The organism is Synergistaceae bacterium, assembly GCA_031272035.1.
Classification (GTDB): domain Bacteria; phylum Synergistota; class Synergistia; order Synergistales; family Aminobacteriaceae; genus JAISSA01.
This window is the reverse complement of record JAISUO010000088.1, coordinates 1-18,541: the sequence shown is the minus strand read 5'-3', so window position 1 is coordinate 18,541 and position 18,541 is coordinate 1. Positions and strand designations below refer to the sequence as shown.

Annotated in this window: 17 protein-coding genes; 11 read left to right on the top strand and 6 right to left on the bottom strand. The window is 57.4% G+C overall.

Annotated elements, in window-relative coordinates:
* Positions 1-474 precede the first annotated feature (474 nt).
* Positions 475-981, top strand: coding sequence for a thiol peroxidase (gene tpx / locus LBR61_10330; protein ID MDR1732473.1), 507 nt, complete (start codon positions 475-477; stop codon positions 979-981).
* A gap of 102 nt (positions 982-1,083) precedes the next feature.
* Here the strand turns inward: tpx and LBR61_10325 are convergent, their stop codons facing one another.
* From LBR61_10325 to LBR61_10300, 6 genes are all read right to left on the bottom strand, one after another.
* On the bottom strand, positions 1,084-1,386 hold the full coding sequence (locus tag LBR61_10325; GenBank protein MDR1732472.1) for a DNA-binding protein: 303 nt from the start codon (positions 1,384-1,386) through the stop codon (positions 1,084-1,086).
* 144 nt (positions 1,387-1,530) lie between these two features.
* The gene (locus LBR61_10320) at positions 1,531-1,815 is read right to left on the bottom strand and encodes a DNA-binding protein (GenBank protein MDR1732471.1); all 285 of its coding nucleotides are present in this window, start codon (positions 1,813-1,815) and stop codon (positions 1,531-1,533) included.
* Positions 1,816-1,855: 40 nt separating this feature from the next.
* Entirely contained in the window at positions 1,856-2,614 is a 759-nt protein-coding gene (locus tag LBR61_10315) for a hypothetical protein (GenBank protein MDR1732470.1), read from the bottom strand.
* Positions 2,611-6,174, bottom strand: coding sequence for a dynamin family protein (locus LBR61_10310; GenBank protein ID MDR1732469.1), 3,564 nt, complete (start codon positions 6,172-6,174; stop codon positions 2,611-2,613). The genes LBR61_10315 and LBR61_10310 overlap by 4 nt, the downstream gene beginning before the upstream one ends.
* A 138-nt stretch (positions 6,175-6,312) precedes the next feature.
* Positions 6,313-7,170: a hypothetical protein gene (locus LBR61_10305; protein ID MDR1732468.1), complete on the bottom strand. Its 858-nt coding sequence runs from the start codon at positions 7,168-7,170 to the stop codon at positions 6,313-6,315.
* Between the two features lie 128 nt (positions 7,171-7,298).
* On the bottom strand, positions 7,299-7,574 hold the full coding sequence (locus LBR61_10300) for a hypothetical protein (GenBank protein MDR1732467.1): 276 nt from the start codon (positions 7,572-7,574) through the stop codon (positions 7,299-7,301).
* A gap of 221 nt (positions 7,575-7,795) precedes the next feature.
* On the opposite strand from LBR61_10300, the gene LBR61_10295 reads away from it, so the two are divergent.
* From LBR61_10295 to recA, 10 genes are all read left to right on the top strand, one after another.
* Entirely contained in the window at positions 7,796-8,935 is a 1,140-nt protein-coding gene (locus tag LBR61_10295) for a DegT/DnrJ/EryC1/StrS family aminotransferase (GenBank protein ID MDR1732466.1), read from the top strand.
* A gap of 93 nt (positions 8,936-9,028) precedes the next feature.
* Positions 9,029-9,715, top strand: a complete 687-nt coding sequence (locus LBR61_10290; GenBank protein MDR1732465.1) for a zinc metallopeptidase — start codon at positions 9,029-9,031, stop codon at positions 9,713-9,715.
* Between the two features lie 101 nt (positions 9,716-9,816).
* Complete coding sequence (locus LBR61_10285; GenBank protein ID MDR1732464.1) at positions 9,817-11,148, top strand: RsmB/NOP family class I SAM-dependent RNA methyltransferase; 1,332 nt, start codon at positions 9,817-9,819, stop codon at positions 11,146-11,148.
* Between the two features lie 5 nt (positions 11,149-11,153).
* The gene (locus LBR61_10280) at positions 11,154-12,416 is read left to right on the top strand and encodes a PASTA domain-containing protein (protein MDR1732463.1); all 1,263 of its coding nucleotides are present in this window, start codon (positions 11,154-11,156) and stop codon (positions 12,414-12,416) included.
* Positions 12,417-12,435: 19 nt separating this feature from the next.
* The gene (locus tag LBR61_10275) at positions 12,436-13,155 is read left to right on the top strand and encodes a ribulose-phosphate 3-epimerase (protein ID MDR1732462.1); all 720 of its coding nucleotides are present in this window, start codon (positions 12,436-12,438) and stop codon (positions 13,153-13,155) included.
* Complete coding sequence (locus LBR61_10270; protein MDR1732461.1) at positions 13,133-14,002, top strand: DUF4115 domain-containing protein; 870 nt, start codon at positions 13,133-13,135, stop codon at positions 14,000-14,002. The genes LBR61_10275 and LBR61_10270 overlap by 23 nt, the downstream gene beginning before the upstream one ends.
* Before the next feature lie 16 nt (positions 14,003-14,018).
* Positions 14,019-15,380: a 30S ribosomal protein S12 methylthiotransferase RimO gene (gene rimO, locus LBR61_10265; protein MDR1732460.1), complete on the top strand. Its 1,362-nt coding sequence runs from the start codon at positions 14,019-14,021 to the stop codon at positions 15,378-15,380.
* Positions 15,377-15,850, top strand: a complete 474-nt coding sequence (locus tag LBR61_10260) for a phosphatidylglycerophosphatase A (protein ID MDR1732459.1) — start codon at positions 15,377-15,379, stop codon at positions 15,848-15,850. Before rimO ends, LBR61_10260 begins: the two co-directional genes overlap by 4 nt.
* A gap of 35 nt (positions 15,851-15,885) precedes the next feature.
* Positions 15,886-17,040: a nicotinamide-nucleotide amidohydrolase family protein gene (locus LBR61_10255; protein ID MDR1732458.1), complete on the top strand. Its 1,155-nt coding sequence runs from the start codon at positions 15,886-15,888 to the stop codon at positions 17,038-17,040.
* 129 nt (positions 17,041-17,169) lie between these two features.
* The gene (gene recA, locus LBR61_10250; protein MDR1732457.1) at positions 17,170-18,261 is read left to right on the top strand and encodes a recombinase RecA; all 1,092 of its coding nucleotides are present in this window, start codon (positions 17,170-17,172) and stop codon (positions 18,259-18,261) included.
* Positions 18,262-18,541 lie beyond the last annotated feature (280 nt).

Sequence of the window (18,541 nt, the reverse complement as noted above, 5' to 3'; positions counted from 1 at the left end):
ATTATTGTTTCATGATTTTATGACTATTGAGTTGCTTCAGGTATTCAGGGGCTGAAGAGCGCAAAAAAAAAGGACCCCTGGCCAAACAGGGATCCTCGCCCTCTCAAGGAATACACGGCCGGACGCCGACTCTCCCGGGCGAAGATCCGCGCGCCGTACACATACACAGAACCGGTCGAACCCAATCATGTCCCAATACAGATGCAATTTCAGAAATAGTCATTGCGCTCACCTCGCTGTCAATTAAATATAAATTAACTATTAAATATTATACTTATAAAAATAATATGTATTAAAATATCATAAACGACTAGTGTTGTCAACATTGCTTCTGATACCTCGAAATCCAGTGTTTTGAGCAAAAATACGGAGCCTGAAAGGACCCTGTATTGTCGTATATTCTGTTATATTTTCGTGGAGACGGTTTTGCCGGACTTGCAGGGCACTGCCGTACAGAAAGGGGTTTGAGTGAATATGGAACGCAGGGTAACGATGGGCGGTAATCCGATGACGCTGGAGGGCAATGAGCTGAAGGTGGGGGATAAGGCCCCCGATTTTACGCTTTTGGACGCGAAGCTGACGCCCAAAACGCTGAAGGATTTCGAAGGAAAAATCAAAGTCATCTCCGTGACGCCTTCACTGGACACGCCGGTCTGTGATCTGCAGATTCACTGGTTCAATGAGGACGCGGCCAAAGAACCGGGCGACGTGGTCGTTTTAAACGTCAGCATGGACCTTCCTTTTGCAATTGGACGCTTCTGCGCGACAAAGGACATTGAGAAGGCCGTGGCGCTGTCGGATCACAGGGAGGCCTCCTTCGGGCGGGGATACGGCGTCCTGATGAAAGAGCTGCGCCTGCTGGCGCGGTCCATCTTCATCATCGACAAACAAAACATCGTCCGTTACGTTCAGATTGTCTCCGAACAAACGAACGCTCCGGCCTACGAAGAGGCTATCAAGGCGCTGAAAACACTGCTTTAAACTCAGTGGAGACGCGCTGCCCGTTTTAAGGTCTGTTTAAGAATTGATGAATTAAAAGGAGGATGCGGTTCTGATCCATCCTCCTTCAGGGTCATTCTGAACTTACTCGATAGAGGCGCAACGGACGTAGTTGACACCGCTGCCGCGGGATGAACGCAACGTTCCCTCGACGATCACTTCGTCATCCTCCTGCTTTGCCAGCAGCAATTTACGAAGAGACTCGTCGTACACGCGCACGATCAAAAAATCCCGACGGGTCGTTCCGTCTTCCGACGCGTGTTCCTGCCGAATGGCAAACTGGACGTATTTCCCCGTTCCGCTTTCTCCTTCGGACTGCCCCCTCAGGAAATGAACCTTTCCCGATATTCTGACGCTGTTTTCCCAGTTCAACACCTGTACACCCACTTTTCCGCCTGCGTGAGGCAAGAGATCTCAAAATATTATCCTGTCGTCCTGTAATTATGCGGCGAAAAAAGTGCAATGTAAAGAGTCCCCCGCAGGTTCAAAGTCCGGAGGCCTATACCAGTTTGCTTTCAGCGAAACTTCAGATCAGGAGATTTTGTGGATTTCTTCCACGTGTATGTACATTTCTCCACTGCCGAGAGAGGTCTGGAGCACTCCTCGGACTTTCAGAGGCGTCCCCTCGGGGAGAGCTTTTACCTGACTTTGAATTTCCGGCAGAAAAGCTCTGGAAAGCAGGAAATCTCTGCGTGTGGAGCCGTCGTTCCAGGGTGTTTCCTGTCTGATGGAAAAGGGAAAATACCTGTCGCTTTTCTTGTCCGTTCTGACGTGGTGCAAAAGTCCCGAAACCGTCACCGTGTTTTGCATCTGCATGTCCTTATCACCTCTCGTAAGTTTATATGATTTGTTCAGTTTACCTGAGCAATATTGTAGCAAGGACTGAAAGGACCACACACGTAATTACCGCGAAAAATCCGGTCGCAAAAATTAATTTTTTTTCAAAATATGTCAGCTTTTGGATAATATAGTCGCTGTTTTTCAGCAGCAGCTGCTCCGTTTGGGCATCGTGACGTGCCGCTTCTCTGTCCGAGGTTTCCTTCAGAGTCCGGAGCAGCGCGGTCTGGGTATCCTTCAATATTTCCAGTATCTCGGCGGATAATTCACTCAGCTCTCGGGTGTGAGCCCGTCCGTCGGCCTTCAGAACTCCTTCCCAGGCGGAGATGGTTTGCACGAAGGACTGAAGGGTCTCTCTCATCTCTCCCGCCCGATCGTCGGTGTTTTGTATTTGCGCTGACAGAGATTCCAACTGCCCCGGCAGGCGGTCCAGACCTCTGAAAGCGCCCTCCGTCATCTGCTCCAGAGACGCCTTCACTCCATCCAGCAGGTCTCCCATCCGGTCGGCGGTATCTTTAACCCGATTCAGAGACAGAAGCGTTTTCTCCATGCTCTCGTTGGCCCGGCCAGGCAGAGATTCCAGCAGCTCCGAAAGTTCTTCGGAGACGGAGTCCTGCAGTCGGGGCAGAAGGGCTGCCGCCAGTTCCGCCACAAGGCGCGCGGCAGTGTGATCGAGGGGGCGTTCGCTTTTGGCGTCTTTTTTTAAATTTTCCTTTGAGTTTTCTTTGGGATTCTCTTTCAGATCGTCCTTCAGATTATTCTTCAGATCGTCTTTCAATCTGTGTCACTCCTTTTCCACTCGCCGCGTTTTCTGTACAGAGCGCCCTCCACGGCGCGCCTGAGCCGATGTTCGGAAAACGGGGGAATGAAATCATATCCTTCGCGGGTCCATCTGTCGAGGAGGAGGCTGCCTCCGGCGGATGCGTCCATTTCAGGCAGAGCCAGAATTTCCCGTCCCCACAGCAGAAAATCAGAATAACGGGCGTCATAATTTTCATAGATAAACCAGTCCGGGCGGGCATGACCGCCCCGTTTGCGCAGGAAGTCGTCCATCCGGTCGGGCACGTCCTGCAGCAGGTCCGCCAGGCGTCCGTTGAAAAGAGCCCCCTGACCGGAGGCGGCGACCCACCCTTCGGAACGCAGCAGGGCCGTCGCGTAGGGGGCCCGGGCCAGGTCGGACAGTCCCGAGTCGATGCGGGCTGCGTCCAGGTGGACGACGGGAGTCCACTCCGAGAAAAGGGAGTCCCAGTCGATGGGAGAAACGTCCGGAGAACCGCACAGGCCGTCGCCGGGGGCCAGGAGAATTTCCATTTCGCTCAGGGCCGTGTCCGGAGCTTCGATTTGAACGTGAGGCAGAGCCGCGGGAACTTCCCTGCCGCAGAAAATCCAGTCCCGCTCGTCAGTTTCCGTCCGCCCGGCATCGAAGAAGAAAACGTCGTGGGCCAGCCGCGAGAGGAAGCGCAGAGAGTCGTGCCGGCGCAATCCCAGAAGTACGATTTTTCCGCGTCCCCGCAGAGCTTCCGTTTTCAGAAATCGCGACTGAATATCCTGTTCCCGGAACGCCGCCAGAAGCGGGGCGAAAAGCTCTCCGAAGACGTTTTCGGAGGCGTCGTCCTCCTCCGGAGCTTCGCCGGAATCCTTCAATGCGTCGAAACGGTCGAACAGGTCGTCGGGGAACAGGTCGTCGGGATCGATGTCGGGAAGAGAGAGTTCCGGCATGATGTTCCGCACCCGGCCCTCCAGTTCCCGTATTCCCGACAGCGCCGTGCGCAGCGAAGAACGGGAGACGGAGACGTCCGCCGCAATTCTCCGGATGTCGTTCAGAGCGGTTTCTTCCCGCTCCAGTTCTCTGCAAAGGGGCTCGCACCAGTCCTCGCGCATGGCATTTTCCCACCAGGTGAGGTATTCGTTCAAAACGTGCAGTCGCTCCTTCAGCAGGTGCTGCAGGCTGGAGAGCAGTTTGTCCCTGTCCACGTTCTGCCGGAAAAAAAGTTGATACCTCGGCCAGAACTGGAGGCTTTCGAACCATCCCCGGGTTTGCACCTGCCGGGTTTCGTGCCGCACGTATCCGTAAAATTCGGGCAGTTCCCCGCTGATTTCGGGCGCTTCGCCTCCTCGTCCCTGAAAAGCGATGCCCAGTTTGAGGAGGATTTCACGGCAGGACATGCGGGCTCTGTCCATCCGCGCCGTCATTCGGGAGGCCAGAGCGGCGCATTCTTCCCCCCATCGCTCGTAGCTTTCCCTGACGACTTTGAGGGGGCCGCCCTTCTCCAGTTCCTTTCCGAGATTTTGCAGGTGATATTCGGCGTCGAGAAGACGGCGCCATTCGTTGCGTACGGCCGACACCTCCGCGCTGGTCCATCGGTGGGCGTCCCGGAGTTCGCGGATTCTTTCGAGACGGGCCGCTCCTTCGGCCTCCATCTGCTCCGCTCCGGCTCCTCCCAGGATCAGTCCGAGATCGGAGGCGGTGCGGGACAGGAACGTCATGAGACGCCGGGCGCAGGTCGCGATTCCGCATCTCTCCAGATTGTCCCGGAACGTTTCCATCTGGCGAATCAGCGGGCCGAAGTTCGACGCGGCCCAGGCCGGGGAACTTCTGTCGTAAAAGTAAGCCGACGCCAGTTTCGACGATACGGGGACGACGGCGGAATTTTTGAGAGACCCGTTCTCGGAGGCGATGTTTTCGATGTCCTCGCGAAGTTCGCGGATACAGTCGGACAGCTTCTGACGACGGGAAAAAACAACCCGTCCCCCCTCGGTGTCGTCCTGCTCCAGATCGATCTGGGAAAGCAGAAAAATGACCCTCTGACTGGATTCCAGAGCGTTTTGCAGAAGCTCCAGATCGGCGGCCTTGAAGCGATTGCGTATGGACGTGACGTAAAGAACGATGTCCAGAGAGGGGAGGAGGCGGCGCAGAACCAGTTCGGAATGTTCCGGAAAATCGCAGGCGTCAAGCCCCGGAGTGTCGATGAGAACGAGCCCATCGGGAAGCGCGGCTCCCGGACTGGTCCATTCGAGTCTTTCGATGTTTTTTTCGTTGGCCGGGTTCAGTCGTTCGGTGGTCAGTTCTTCCATCCAGGCCGGATTGAGAGCTGCGCCGGAAACGCGGTTTTCCCTTCCGTCCCGGGTGATGACCGTGACGGCCCGTTCGGAGCCTCTGCGGCAGCGGACCAGAAGGTTGGTGGTGGCCCGTGTTTCCTCGGGCAGGAGGCGTTCTCCCATCATGGCGTTGATGAAGGTGGACTTCCCGCTGCTGGTGATTCCGACGACACCGACCTCCAGCTCTGTTCTATCGGAAAAGTGCAACAACTCCTTGAACTGGGATATTCGGGCGGGGAGAAGCACGTCCTGCGCGGGACTCTCCAGGGCCGCCACAGGGGAAAGAAAGCGGAGGGCGTCGTTCAGACAGCTTTTTAAAATTTCAGCCGTGTCGAAGGAGTCCGCCTGTTCCACGGCCTCCGCCGGACTCCACTCAGCGGGCTCCGGCAGCAGTCCGTTCTGCAGGATGAAGCGTCCCATCAGACGGCGGAGGCGCAGGCTCTCTTCTTCCATCTCCCGGATTTCGGTGACGTCCGTGGCGGCTCCGATATGCCCCGCTGTGGGGATGGAGGGCCAGGATGCCGTTTTCAGGACGCGAACTCTGCCGTAACGGTCTTTGTATTGATACTCGCCCCGACCGGAGGCTCCTTCGCGAACCGCGCTCACCCAGAGGGCAAGGTCCGGACCCGCCGAGAACGCGGCCTCAAAGGCGTCGTTGAAGAAATCCGTCTGTCCCTCATCGTTGCAATGAAACAGGAGATCGGAGGTCGTATTGAGCATCTGCGCGGCCACGTGCAGCCGGCGCTCCAGCGCGGCGGATCGCGCTCTGGAGCGGGCGAGGCTGGAGAAAAGGTCGTTTTCCCGCTCCTGAGCGGAGGTCAGCGTCGCCTGAAGCTCCCGCAGAAGAGGTTTTTGAGTGGCGTCCTCCTGGATTTCCCGCTCCAAAGGACTCTCCAGGACGATCATTCGCCGGGGGCGCCCCTCCTCGTCCCGAAGGCAAAAGGCATCGAGGGCGAAACGGCGGTATTGCCCGTCTCCGCAGTAAAGCCTGTGCTCCAGTGCAAATTGCGTGTCTCCGGTCTCGAAAAGTCGTTTCTGAAGCTCTCTTCCGGAATCGTAGTCGTCGGGATGACAGAGCTCGAACCACTGCTCCAGAGAGTGAGGGAGAGTTTCCGGTGGCAAACGGAGGAGCCGGGCCAGCGACGCGGAACAGACGAACCGTCGGGTTTCAAAGTCGACGTCAAGGACGCCTTCGCGGGTAATATTCAGAAACTGCTGCCAGATGGTCCTGTCATCCATAATAGTCTCAACATAACAATCTCAACATAGACAATCTCAACGGTCGTTTCAGCGACGCTCGGAAAAATTTCCCATAATTGGAGCTGGTTGTGCAATATTGCGGGTTTGCCGGATTTTTATCCCTGTTTCCCGTCATCGTCATTCCGGGAGAGGAGCGCCCACGGTGAGCCGCACGAATCCGACCGGTACGGTGGGTTCGTCCTTCGCGCCGCCCGGCGTCAGACGTCCGGTTTCGACTCCCATCCGCGTCAGAATGTCGATGACCGCGGCCGTCCGCTGAGTGGCCTGAGTCCTCTGAACCACGGGAGCGACTCCGGGGTCCGTCCAGACCTCCACGCGAAAGTTCAGGTCGGGATCTTTTTTCGTCAGCGCTACGAATTTTCTGAAGTCTGATTCGTACCCCGTCAGGGGAACGGTTTGCCCGGCGGCAAATTTGACCGGAAGCTCCACGCGTCCGGTGCGGTCCACGATGTGCAGCAGGTCCAGAGCCTGAGCCTCCTCTTCCCAGCGAATATCGGGACTGACCTCCCTCGAAATCGGCAGGTTCCCGCCAGACGCGCTGTCCAGCAGGAGCAGCCGGAAAAGGCGCAGCGAGAGAGAATCCTGCATGACCCAGACGTTTCGACCGGCCCGGGGCAGTCTGCCGAGAACGCGGCGTCCCCCCAGAGACGGATTTTCCAGAAAGATGACCTCCCCTCCGGCTTTCTGGAGAGCCGAAAGGAAACGCTCGGTCAGAGCGGAAGGGGAAAGGGGACGTCCTTCCGTTTTATAAAGAATTTCAGTCTGTCTGCCGGAGAGAAGAAGAGTGTTTCCGGGGATGGGAATTTCCGACGAACCATTTCCGCTTTTGTACGAAATAATTTTATACCCGGCAGGTCGGGGAAACAGGACATGATCCCGTGAACCGCGAACGTCGGACAAAGCGAAGGCCGTTGCGCAAAAAATAAAACCTGCCGCCGCGGCCAGGGAAAAAATCACCGCCATCCTGCGAAGCATGAAGGTCTCCTCCCAAACAATTCTCACATAAAATTCAAGGCAAGGCAAAACGCGCTTCTGCATTATCATACCAGACAGACCCCTCCCGAAAGACCCGCAGGATGATTGGGATGAAGATACGGATAAAATCAAAGTCCGGAAATTTTATTTTCGCTGTCGTCCCGGGGCTTCTCCTTTTCGGGGGCGTGTTCTTCTTCATGAGCGCGCTCTTCTTCGATATAAAAGCAGGGCAGCCATTTCTTCCAGAACCACAGGGCGGCCCCGCCGCAAAGGGTTCCCAGCGTCAGCCCCCAGGCGATATAATCCGGACGTCCCGCCCCCAGCGAGTATCCGATATATCCCGCCAGCGCGTAACCGTAAGAAATGACGCATCCCATGGAGAGCAGCAGAATGAACAACCGCATCCTTCGCGTACCGTCCTTTCGTTCATTGAGCTCTGATGATAACATGGAATCGTGCCATGATGCGCCGGCCATGATTGATAATATTATTTGGATTGGGTTATTTGGGTTATTTGGTTGGTTTGAAAATATTGGTATGGAAAACATTGGATGGAAAACATTATTTGACGGGCCCGTGGAGCTGGGAACCAGCCGGAGGGCGAGAGTGCGAGGAGGAGATTGTGATGGCCGGCGGGTTGCCGATACTGGATTTGAAGCGACAGTACGCGAATATACGGGAAGAAGTTCAGGACGCCCTGAAGCGGGTGTTCGAGTCGCAGGCGTTCATTCTGGGCGCGGAGGTTTGCACCTTCGAGGAACACGTGGAACGCTATCTCGGAAGGGGAACGGCCGTGGGCTGCGCATCGGGGACGGACGCTCTCGTTCTGGCTCTGATGGCCCTCGACGTCGGTCCGGGGGACGAGGTCATCACGACGCCCTACAGTTTTTTCGCGACGGCGAGCTGTATCGTCCGGCTGGGGGCGAGGCCCGTCTTTGCGGACATCGATCCCCTGACGTACAACGTGAACCTGGACGACGCGGCCGCGAAAATCACCCCTAAAACGAAAGCGTTTCTGCCGGTTCACCTGTTTGGCCAGATGGTTCCCCTTGAGCGCATCGCGGACACATGCAGGAAGAAGGGCGTTGTGATCGTCGAGGATGCCGCGCAGGCTTTCGGCTCCTGGAGAAAGGCGGGCGACGCGATCGTCCGCGCCGGAGTCATGGGAGACCTGGGGTGTTACTCGTTCTTCCCCACGAAAAATCTGGGAGGCTGCGGAGACGGGGGCATGGTCATCTCTGTGGACCCGGCCCGGGGCGAGCGCCTGAAAAGACTCCGGGTTCATGGAGAGGGCTCGACCTACTTTCACGAGGAAGTCGGCCTGAACAGCCGTCTGGACGCCATACAGGCCGCGGTGCTGGACGTGAAGCTGAGTCATCTGGAGGAGTGGAACGCCGAGCGCCGGACCATTGCCGATCGTTATCGCATGTTCTTCGGCGTGAAAAATCTTTTGAGCATCGTGACCCTGCCCGTGGAGCTGGAGAACAATTTCCATATTTATCACCAGTACGTTATCCGGGCGCCCCGCCGCGATCAGCTGAAGGATTATCTCGAAAAACGGGGGCTGAGCACCCGGGTCTATTATCCGCTCCCGCTCCATCTGCAGCGGTGTTTCGCCGATTTGGGATACGGGCCGGGGGATTTTCCGGAGTCGGAGCGTCTGGCCGGGGAATCCCTGGCCCTGCCGATCTTTGGGGGCCTCCTGCCCGAAGAGCAGGAACGTCTTGTGGACGCGATAAAAGAATTTTACGGGACTCAGAGTTAAAATTAGGGTAAAATACTCTTTGATTTGATTTTTGATTTTGATTTGATCTTCGAGATTTGATCTTTGATGTGAAAGGAGGCTGATGTTTTTTTGATGTTTCCGTTTTTTGATCGAACGATGCTTTTGTTGATTCCCGCCCTGCTTTTTGCGGGATGGGCTCAGATGAAGGTGAAGTCGACCTTTGCGTATTACAGCGGGGTGAGGTCGCGCCGGGGGGTGACGGCGGACCAGGTTGCCCGAATGCTGCTGGACCGTTTCGGGATGAGCTCCGTGCCGGTCAACCGGGTGAGCGGGCAGCTCACGGACCACTACGACCCCCGGGACAGGACGCTCAGCCTGTCGGATTCGGTGTACGGCAGCTCCAGCATCGCGGCCATTGGCGTCGCCGCCCATGAGGTCGGGCACGCGATACAGCACAACGTGGGATATGCTCCCCTTGCGCTGCGCAACAATATCGTGCCGGTGGTGAATCTGGTGTCGGGAGGAGCTCTTCCCCTGTTTTTCATGGGATTTTTGTTTCAGAGCGGCTCCCTGATGAACCTGGGGATTCTGCTTTTCCTGGGAGTCGTCGTTTTTCATATCGTGACTTTGCCCGTGGAATACAACGCCAGTTCCCGCGCCATCGCCATTCTGGATCAGACAGGGGCCCTGGGTCCCGATGAACTTCAGGGGGCCCACAGGGTTTTGAACGCGGCGGCCTGGACCTATGTGGCCGCGACGCTGATGGCCGTTATGCAGGTGGTTCGTCTGCTGGCTCTCAGAAATTCCCGGGAAAACTAGCCGGAGGAATTCTGAGCGTTCGGGCTGCGTCCGGACGCGAGAATGACGGAGTGCCTGTGGGAGCGGGTACTCCATTTTTTGTATTTATCAGGAGGAGCAGGTTGCGTGGAATTGAAGGGGCGTATGTCGTCCTCAGAGCCGTAAGAGGCGGAGGGATTGCCTCCGAGGAACTGCGATCGCTGGGAGCAAAAATTTCCCCGAAGGAGCTCACCCTGGCTTCTTCTCTCGTTTATCTCGCTCTGCGGCGGGAGGCTCTCTGGACGGCGATATTCACCTCCCGCCTGAAAAAAGGGCGCGTCAAAACAGAAAAGCCGTCTCACCAGACAGCGGACTGTCTTCTGCTGGGGACGGCGGGACTGCTGGGGCTTCGCCGCTTTGCCGGAGGGGTTCTGGTCAACGCTCTTTTGGAGCTTTTGAAGGCCGGAGGGGAGTCGAAGGCCGTTCCTCTGGTGAACGCGGTTCTGCACAGCGTGGGAGAAACGGGCGCGGAGGAGATGGAAAAACTGCGGCGCAGCCCGATTCTGGAGGATCGCGCGCTCTGGGCCGGCATCCCCGTGTGGTCGCTTCCGGCCTGGAAAAAAACCTGGAACACCGGAGAACTGAATGAACTTTTCGATTTGATGCAGCTTTCTCCCCGGGCCGCCCTGCGGACAATGCCGGAAGAACGGGAGGAGGTACGGGAGATGCTGGAGAAAAAAGGAGTGACGACAGAGCTTTCCGACCTTTTTGCGGGCTCTCTGCGTCTTCCTTCAACGGCGCTGCCTTCGCTGGTTCCCGGCTTCAAAGAGGGACGGGTGACGATGCAGACGGAGGGCTCCATGCTGGCGGCGTCTCTGGCGAGGGATTTCTGGAGAAACGGCCTCATTCTCGACATGTGTTCGGGGCGCGGGGTCAAGGCCGCTCAGATCGCCCAATCTCTGCCGAAAGCCCGCCTCGAATGCTGGGAGTTGTCCGCGGGACGGCATCTGGCCGCGATGGGAGAAATGAAGCGCCTGAAGGTGGAATCCAGAGTGACGCTGCGGGCCGGGGATGCCCTGTCGCTTTCTCCGGGAGAACGTCCATCCCTGGTGTTTCTGGACGCGCCCTGCTCGGGGAGCGGAACCTGGAACCGCAAGCCGGAGTCCAAATGGAAGCTGAACTGGGCCAGGCTGGATAAAATCTGCGAATTGCAGGCGGCTTTGCTGGAGCGGGCGTTAACGCTGACGGCCGACGGTGGTATTATAATTTATGCGACCTGCAGTCTTCTTCGTCAGGAAAATGAAAACATCGTGGCAGGAGCTCTGCTGAAACATCCGGAATGTGTCGTCCTGGATGTTTCCTGGGAGGGGAGTCACGTGCGCCGCGGGCGTCCGTGGGGGACATATATCTGGCCGAAGGAACCCTGGCTGGATGGTTTTTATGTTTCTGTCGTCATGAAAAAGGCGGAGGCCTGATTGGTATGGATAAATTGTTTCGTTGGACACTTTTGCTGGTGGTGTTGGTGATTTTTGCGTCGGGAGCCGTTGCGGTCTACACCGTGTTTTTCAGCGGCGTCGACGACGTGACGGTGCCTCATCTGAGCGACATGCCGGCCGACGAGGCCGTTGCGGCGCTGGAACGTTTGGGGCTTGCGGCGAATGTGGTGCGGGTTCCCTCAAGTCTGCCCCAGGGGCGGGTGCTGACTCAATCCCCGGAGGCGGGCGTCCGGCTGCGCCGGGAGGGCGGGGTCGTTATTCTGCAGATCAGCCAGGGGGGACCCCGTCGGGGCGTTCCCGACGTTCGCAATCTGGACCTCGCGCGGGCGCAGGATGCCATTCGCAACCAGGGATTCCGGATCGGAGACATCGTTCGAATTCGGGACGATTCCCAGCCCGTGGGAACGGTTATTGCACAGAGCCCCGCGGCGCCGGCGAACATTCCCGCGGATTCCAGGATCGACCTTCTCGTCAACGCGGGGGGGGAGGGTCGGGTGGTCATTCCTGACGTGGCCCGGATGTCGGAGCGGCAGGCCCGGGAGATCCTCGCCGCCAATTCCCTGAAGGTCGCCAGGGTCGATCCGGTTTACAGTCCCAACGAACCGGAAGGATCCGTGGCGGGAACGCGTCCCGCGGCCGGCACGACGGTGCGGGCGGGAGAGAGCGTGCTGCTGAGGGTGGTGACGGCAAAGCGTCCGGAAACGCCCGGAACCCCGAAAAGCGTCGCCGGAAGCTCCGGAGACGCCCCTTCCTCCGCGCCTTCTTCCCAGGTGGTGGTGAAAATTCCCGGTTATGACGATGTGGTCGTGGCGGAGTCCAGGAGTCCTTCCACTTCGTCCAGGGCCTCGGGAAACGCGGATACGGGCAAACCGGTGGTGCAGGTGATTCAGAATCCCGCCCTTTCGGGAGAAAAAACGCTTCCTTCCGGCGGAGGTACGACGACTTCGGCTCCAGGAACGGGGACCGCTCCCGCAAAAGAGCCGGAAACGCCGCCGACTCCCCCCAAAGTCCCCGCGAATCTTCAGCCCGCGGGGGGGAAAATCGCGCGGATACGCTACCAGGTGCCGCCTCTGGCTCGCCCGTTGCAGCTTAAAATTGAGATGGTGGACCCCGCCGGAACCAAAGTGCTTCTGAATCGGGAGGCCAAAAGCGGAGAGTATGTATCGCTGGATGCCCCCTATTCGAAGGAATGTGCCGTGACCATTTACCTTGGCGGTGAATTTGTCTGGCAGGACCGGTATATGTAGATCGAACGGATTTTGGGATATGAACGATACGGGTATAATGAAAAAGGGTAAGACGTTGTTTGCGCCTTCTGTTCTGGGGGCGGATCCCTTGAATGTGGAGGCCGCGGTGGAGTCGCTTTCGGGGAATTACGACTGGTTGCATCTCGACGTCATGGACGGCCATTTCGTTCCGAACATTTCCTTCGGCCCCGGGATGGTGAAAGCTCTGCGCGGGAAATACAGGGAGGCGTTTCTGGACGTTCACCTGATGACGAATGCCCTGGACGTCGTCCTGCCCGCCTGCATAGAGGCCGGAGCTTCCCAGATCACGATTCACGCCGAGGTGGATCCTCAGCTGCTTTGCAGCCGTCTGGATCGCATTCGTCAGGCCGGGCTCAGGGCAGGAGTCGTACTCGCGCCGGCCACTCCCGTGGAACAGGCCTGCTTTGTGCTGGACCGGGTGGATGTGGTGCTGCTGATGTCGGTGACTCCGGGTTTCGGAGGGCAGAAGCTGATGGGGAGCGTTCTGGAAAAAATGCGGGATCTCGTGCGTCTGCGAGCCGCAGAAGGTTATGGCTATCTCACGGAGCTGGACGGCGGCGTCAATCAGGACAATCTGGCGGAGGTTGTCGCCGCGGGGTGTGACGTTGTTGTCATGGGCAGCGCCGTTTTCGGCAGTTCAAATCCCGCCCGTTTTTTGGAGGAATCGAGAATTATAGCTAAGGAGGCTCTTGTCAATGCCCGCTTCGGACCGAGATGAAGCTCTGAGGGAGCTTGGGAGCATGGCCAGAGATCGGCGTGAAGGCGCCGGTTTTTCTCTGGAAGATATTTTTGAAAGAACGCGTGTGCGTATCGAGTTTCTTCGAGGAATAGAAGAGGGGAACTATCAGGGATTTCCGGATCTGGTCTACGTTCGCGGTTTTGTGCGTACATACCTGGGCGTCATTGGCGCCGAGGACCTGAAGGAAGAGTTCATCTCCTGGCTGAACAGAGAATCTCGAAAAGAGCAGTCCCTGACGCCCATAAACGTTCTGGGGGACAGCACCTACCCCACAAAAGGGTTCAGGCTGGCCTCCCGGTTCTGGCTGTTTACCCTTCTGATTCTGGTTCTGCTGGGAGCGGGGGGATATGTCTGGTACTCCTGGGAAAACAATCCGTTGAGCAGTCTCGTCATGAAGTATCAGGACATGAACGCCTCGACGCCGGAAAAACCGGGCGGAGGCGAAAACGCCGCCGTCTCCGGGGACGTGAGCTCCCGGGACGTTCTCTTTTCGGCGGATGCGTCTCTCTCGATTCTTCCCCCGGCGGTCAGCCTGGAGCCTGAACCCGAACCGGAACCGGCAAAACCCTTTATCGCCTTCAGGGCCAAAGGAGATGTCTGGATGAAAGTGACGATCGGGACTCAGGTTCTTTTCAGCAAAACTCTGAAATCCGGGACGGAGGTCTCCTGGGATCTGCCCTCTCCGGCGAAGGTGACCTATGGACGTCCGAACATGGTGGAAATCGTGCTGAATGGCAAAGATCTGGGAGTGGTCAATCCAAAGGGGTCTAAAAACTCGGAAACCTACCAATACAGTCCGGACGGGACATATAAGAAATTGCAGTGACCACGGGCGGCTGTCGATGAATATATTTTTTATGAGCATGGGCTGTGCCAAGAACAGTGTGGACAGCGAGCACCTGATCGGCCTGCTGGAGGCCGGCGGGCACAAAATCGTGGGAAATTCCAACGACGCACAGGCGGGGTTGATCAATACCTGCGGGTTCATTCAGGATGCGGTCAAAGAAAATATCGATGCCATTCTGGACCTCGAAGCTTTGAAAGAGCGGGGGAAGCTCGAAAAAATAATCGTGACGGGCTGCCTGGTCAATCGTTACGAAGCGGACCTGCGCAGGGAACTGCCCTCGGTGGACCTTTGGGCCGGGGCTGAAGAGCGGGATAAAATTCTCGACTTTCTTTCCGAGGGGACATCACCGGTTCACCGGACAACAAATTGCCTTCCCCGGGGCCTCCTTCCGGACGGCAGCCCCTGGACCCGCTGTCTGAAGGTGGGGGAGGGCTGCGACACCTTCTGCTCCTACTGCACGATTCCCCTCATCCGCGGACGTTTACGCAGCGTCCCCGTTCCGGAACTGGTGGAGGAGGCCCGTTCTCTCTGCGCTTCCGGGGCGAAGGAGCTTTGTCTCGTGGGGCAGGACCTGACGGCGTACGGCAGAGACATCGACGGGACTCCCCACATCAGGGACCTTCTCAGCGCTCTGGATGACGCCCTGCCGGAAGGGACCTGGCTGCGTCTGCTCTATCTCCATCCCGACCGCGTTACGCCCGAATTTCTGGATTTCCTTGCCGAAAAGGAAAAGGTGCTTCCCTATCTGGATATTCCCATACAGCATATTGACGATGCCATCCTTGCCGCCATGAATCGCAGCCCCGCATCGGCTCATATCCGAAAAATATTTCGTTACCTTCGGGAAAAGAACCCTCTGTTTACCCTTCGGACCACGATCATGGTGGGATTTCCCGGTGAAACGGAAGAGCAGTTTTCTCGTGTTCTCGATTTTCTGGAGGAGATGGAACCGGACCGCGTCGGGGCGTTCCTCTATTCCCCGGAGGAGGGGACGAAAGCCGCGCTTCTGCCGGGGCAGATTCCCGATGAAATCAAAGAAGAGCGCTACGAGCGGCTGATGAGCCTTCAGGCGGAAATATCTCAGGAACGCAACGCCCTCTTTGTGGGAAAACGGCTGCAGGTTCTGGTGGAGGAAATCGAAGGCGCTGAAACTCCTGGGAGAAGTCCGATTCACGATTCAGACGCGGACGCGCTCGACTCCTGTTCGGCTTGGGGACGTTCCTGGAGGGACGCGCCGGAGGTGGACGGCATGGTCTGCATCGAAGACGGCGCCGGTCTCGAACCCGGCGACCTGGTCGAGGTCGAAATTACGGACGCCGCGGAGTACGACCTCTTTGGAAGGAGACTGCGCTCGTGAGGCGGTTCGATGCGGCGAAGGCGGCGGCCACTCTCTGCGGAGCGGGGTACCTGACAAAAATGCCGGGGACCGTAGGTTCCGCTGTAGCCTGTGTTTTGTATGTGCTTTTCCCCATAAACGAGTGGGTCATTTTTCTGACAGCGGCTTTTGGTGTGGGCGCCGCGAGCGTTTACGCGAAAGAGACGGGAAAAAGCGACCCTCCGGAAGTCGTTATCGACGAAGTGGTGGGAATGTGGCTGTCGCTGTGGGCTCTTCCTCCTTCGTTCCTCATTCCGGCGTTTTTTCTTTTTCGTATCGTCGATATTCTCAAGCCCGTTCCCGTGTGTACGGCCGAAAAACTGTCGTCGGGCTGGGGAATCATGGCGGACGACATTGTGGGGGGCATCCTGGTGAACCTGATTTTGCAGAGTATTGCATGGATTTTTCTGGATCAGGGCTGGCTGAGAACCTTATTTCTGTCATTTCTGTAGAAGACCGGACCCAGGAAACGGGGGTAAAACAAAAATTGAAAACAGCCGTGTTGATTGCCGTTGGAGATGAACTTTTGAGCGGTATCCGGCGCGAGGGCAACTGCGCTTCTCTGGCCTGGCGTCTGCACGATGCCGGATGGAAGGTGCGGCGCGCGGAGGTGATCCCCGATGACCGGTCCGATATTGTCGAGGCGCTGAAACGCTGGGTGGGGCAGGTCGATATGCTGGTTCTGTCGGGGGGGCTTGGCCCTACTCACGACGACAGGACCCGGGGGGCCCTGGCGGAATATCTGGGCTGCCCTCTCCCCGTGAGTGAAGAAAGGAATCAGCAGGCAGTTCCAGCGGCCGCGGAGGGTGTTTTGAACCCCGCGGGGTCGGCGCTGGGCATTCGATTTGAGAGGGCGGGGACGAAGGTCTGGAGTTTTCCGGGAGTCCCCGGCGAGTTCGAGGCGATGGTGCGACAGGAGATTGTGCCGTTGCTGCAAAGTGACCGTGGATGGGAATCTGTCGGAATCATCGGCGTTCGGGAAAGCCTGGTGGCTGAGCGACTGGCGGATATTACGGCGGATCCGGACTTTCACGTTTCGATTCTTCCTTCGTTTGGACTGGTGGAGTTCGTGATTCGGGGAGAACCCCGACGGGTGAAAGAAGCCGCATGCGCGGTGCGTGAGCGTTTTGGCCCCGATGCGCTTCCCGAAGGCTGCGTCACACTGCCTCAGGCAATTCTGAAAACGGGGTTGGAAAAGAATCTGACGGTATCCTGTGCGGAGTCCTGCACCGGAGGGCTTGTGGGCGCATCTCTGACCGGTCTTCCTGGAATTTCGGCTGTTTTCACGGGCAGCGCCGTGGTTTACCATAACGAAGCCAAGAAAAAAGTTTTGAGCGTTCCCGAATTTCTTTTGGAGCGACATGGCGCGGTCAGCGGGGATTGCGCCGAATATATGGCGCGTGGCGCTCTCGAACTGTACGGAACTTCCGTCGCGGTGGCGATCACGGGAATAGCCGGGCCTGACGGAGGCAGCGCGGAAAAACCCGTGGGCACGGTGTGGTTCGCTCTGGCCTCGCGACAGAACGGCGTAAAGCAATGCCGCTCTTTCCTCAAACAATTATCCGGCGGCCGGGAAGCTGTTCGGGAGAGGGCCGTTGGCGTCGCCCTTTCCGAGGTATGGCGGCGTATGTGTGAACTGTAGCTTTGGGAATCGAATTTTGAGGATTAAATTTTGAGGATTAAATGTCGGGATTCATAAGAAATCGAAGGAATCGAAAAGGGGTGTTTTCCGTTGGCCGTTAAAAAAAAGGGGCCGCAAACTAAGGAAGATATGCTGGAGCAGACGCTCGAAGACATTCGAAGTAAATTTGGCGATGGCTCTATCATGCGTCTGGGAGAAACCGTCAAAAAGAATGTGGAGGTTATCCCGTCCGGTATTCTGCCGCTGGACGTGGCTCTGGGGATTGGCGGTTTTCCGAAGGGGCGCATCATTGAGATATTCGGGCCCGAGGGATCGGGTAAAACCACTGTTGCCCTGTACGCCATAGCAGAGGCGCAGAAAGCGGGAGGCACCGCCGCCTTCATCGACGCCGAACATGCGCTGGATCCCCGCCTTGCCGCCACCCTCGGGGTGAATATCGAGTCGCTTTATCTGGCTCAGCCCGACAGCGGCGAACAGGCCCTTTACGTACTGGATGCCCTGGTGCGCAGCGGAGCGGTGGAGGTCGTGGTCGTGGACTCCGTGGCGGCCCTGACGCCTCAGGCGGAGATCGACGGCAGAATCGGCGAAAGTCAGATGGGCCTTCACGCCCGCCTCATGTCCTATGCGCTGCGCCGTTTGACCTCTATCGTTTCGAAGACCAACTGCTGCGTCATTTTCATCAACCAGCTTCGGGCGGTGATTTCCACGGGGTACGGGGCGGGGCCCACCGAAACGACGACGGGAGGCAGGGCTTTGAAGTTCTATTCCTCCGTACGCCTGGAGGTGCGCCGAGGCAAAAAAATCGACAAGGGCGACGAAACCATCGGCCACGAGCTGTACATAAAAGTCGTCAAAAACAAGCAGGCTCCTCCCTTCAGACTGGCTCATACCAGCCTGATTTACGGAAAGGGAATTCCGAGGGGCGTGTCCGTGGTGGATATGGCGGTGGACTATGAGATCATCAAACGCAGAGGCTCCTGGCTGGCTTACAAGGGAGAGACTCTGGGACAGGGCAAAGAGTCGGTGGCTCAGATGCTGGATAAAAATCCGGAACTGCAGCAGGAAATCGTGACGGAAATCATGGCTGCCGTGAGCCAGGGGATTGGCTTCACCCAGCCCATTCCCGACGCCGACGAGGATAAAACCGCGGTGGAGGCGGGCGAGCCGCTGGACGTGGAAGAAGGTATTTTGGACCTTTCGGACGACGACAGTCAGCCCTGAGTTCCTGCGGATTTTACTTAAAATTGAACTTTGGACCTTTACAAAATGGTTTTGAGGATGTAATATACCACACGCTCTCTTCTGAGGGGCAGATAAAAAAGCTCCCCGGACAGGAGAAAAGCCTTGGAAAAGAATAGTGGATTTAATCCAGGGTGAGCCTATATAGGCGTAAGCAACTTGACAAAATTACAGGCGAGCCAAAAGAGGTAAAAGAGCAGTGAGGCGGAAGTCCGTTCGGAGGTCGAAAGGCTGAAGAGCCGCGGAAAGAAGCCGAAGGTCG

Excerpts from the sequence above, each read along its gene's own strand:
- tpx (MDR1732473.1), top strand. The coding sequence starts at position 475 with ATGGAACGCAGGGTAACGATGGGCGGTAATCCGATGACGCTGGAGGGC.
- LBR61_10320 (MDR1732471.1), bottom strand. The coding sequence starts at position 1,815 with ATGCAGATGCAAAACACGGTGACGGTTTCGGGACTTTTGCACCACGTC.
- LBR61_10310 (MDR1732469.1), bottom strand. The coding sequence starts at position 6,174 with ATGGATGACAGGACCATCTGGCAGCAGTTTCTGAATATTACCCGCGAA.
- LBR61_10305 (MDR1732468.1), bottom strand. The coding sequence starts at position 7,170 with ATGCTTCGCAGGATGGCGGTGATTTTTTCCCTGGCCGCGGCGGCAGGT.
- LBR61_10300 (MDR1732467.1), bottom strand. The coding sequence starts at position 7,574 with ATGCGGTTGTTCATTCTGCTGCTCTCCATGGGATGCGTCATTTCTTAC.
- LBR61_10295 (MDR1732466.1), top strand. The coding sequence starts at position 7,796 with ATGGCCGGCGGGTTGCCGATACTGGATTTGAAGCGACAGTACGCGAAT.
- LBR61_10290 (MDR1732465.1), top strand. The coding sequence starts at position 9,029 with ATGTTTCCGTTTTTTGATCGAACGATGCTTTTGTTGATTCCCGCCCTG.
- LBR61_10280 (MDR1732463.1), top strand. The coding sequence starts at position 11,154 with ATGGATAAATTGTTTCGTTGGACACTTTTGCTGGTGGTGTTGGTGATT.
- LBR61_10275 (MDR1732462.1), top strand. The coding sequence starts at position 12,436 with ATGAACGATACGGGTATAATGAAAAAGGGTAAGACGTTGTTTGCGCCT.
- LBR61_10270 (MDR1732461.1), top strand. The coding sequence starts at position 13,133 with ATGCCCGCTTCGGACCGAGATGAAGCTCTGAGGGAGCTTGGGAGCATG.
- rimO (MDR1732460.1), top strand. The coding sequence starts at position 14,019 with ATGAATATATTTTTTATGAGCATGGGCTGTGCCAAGAACAGTGTGGAC.
- recA (MDR1732457.1), top strand. The coding sequence starts at position 17,170 with ATGCTGGAGCAGACGCTCGAAGACATTCGAAGTAAATTTGGCGATGGC.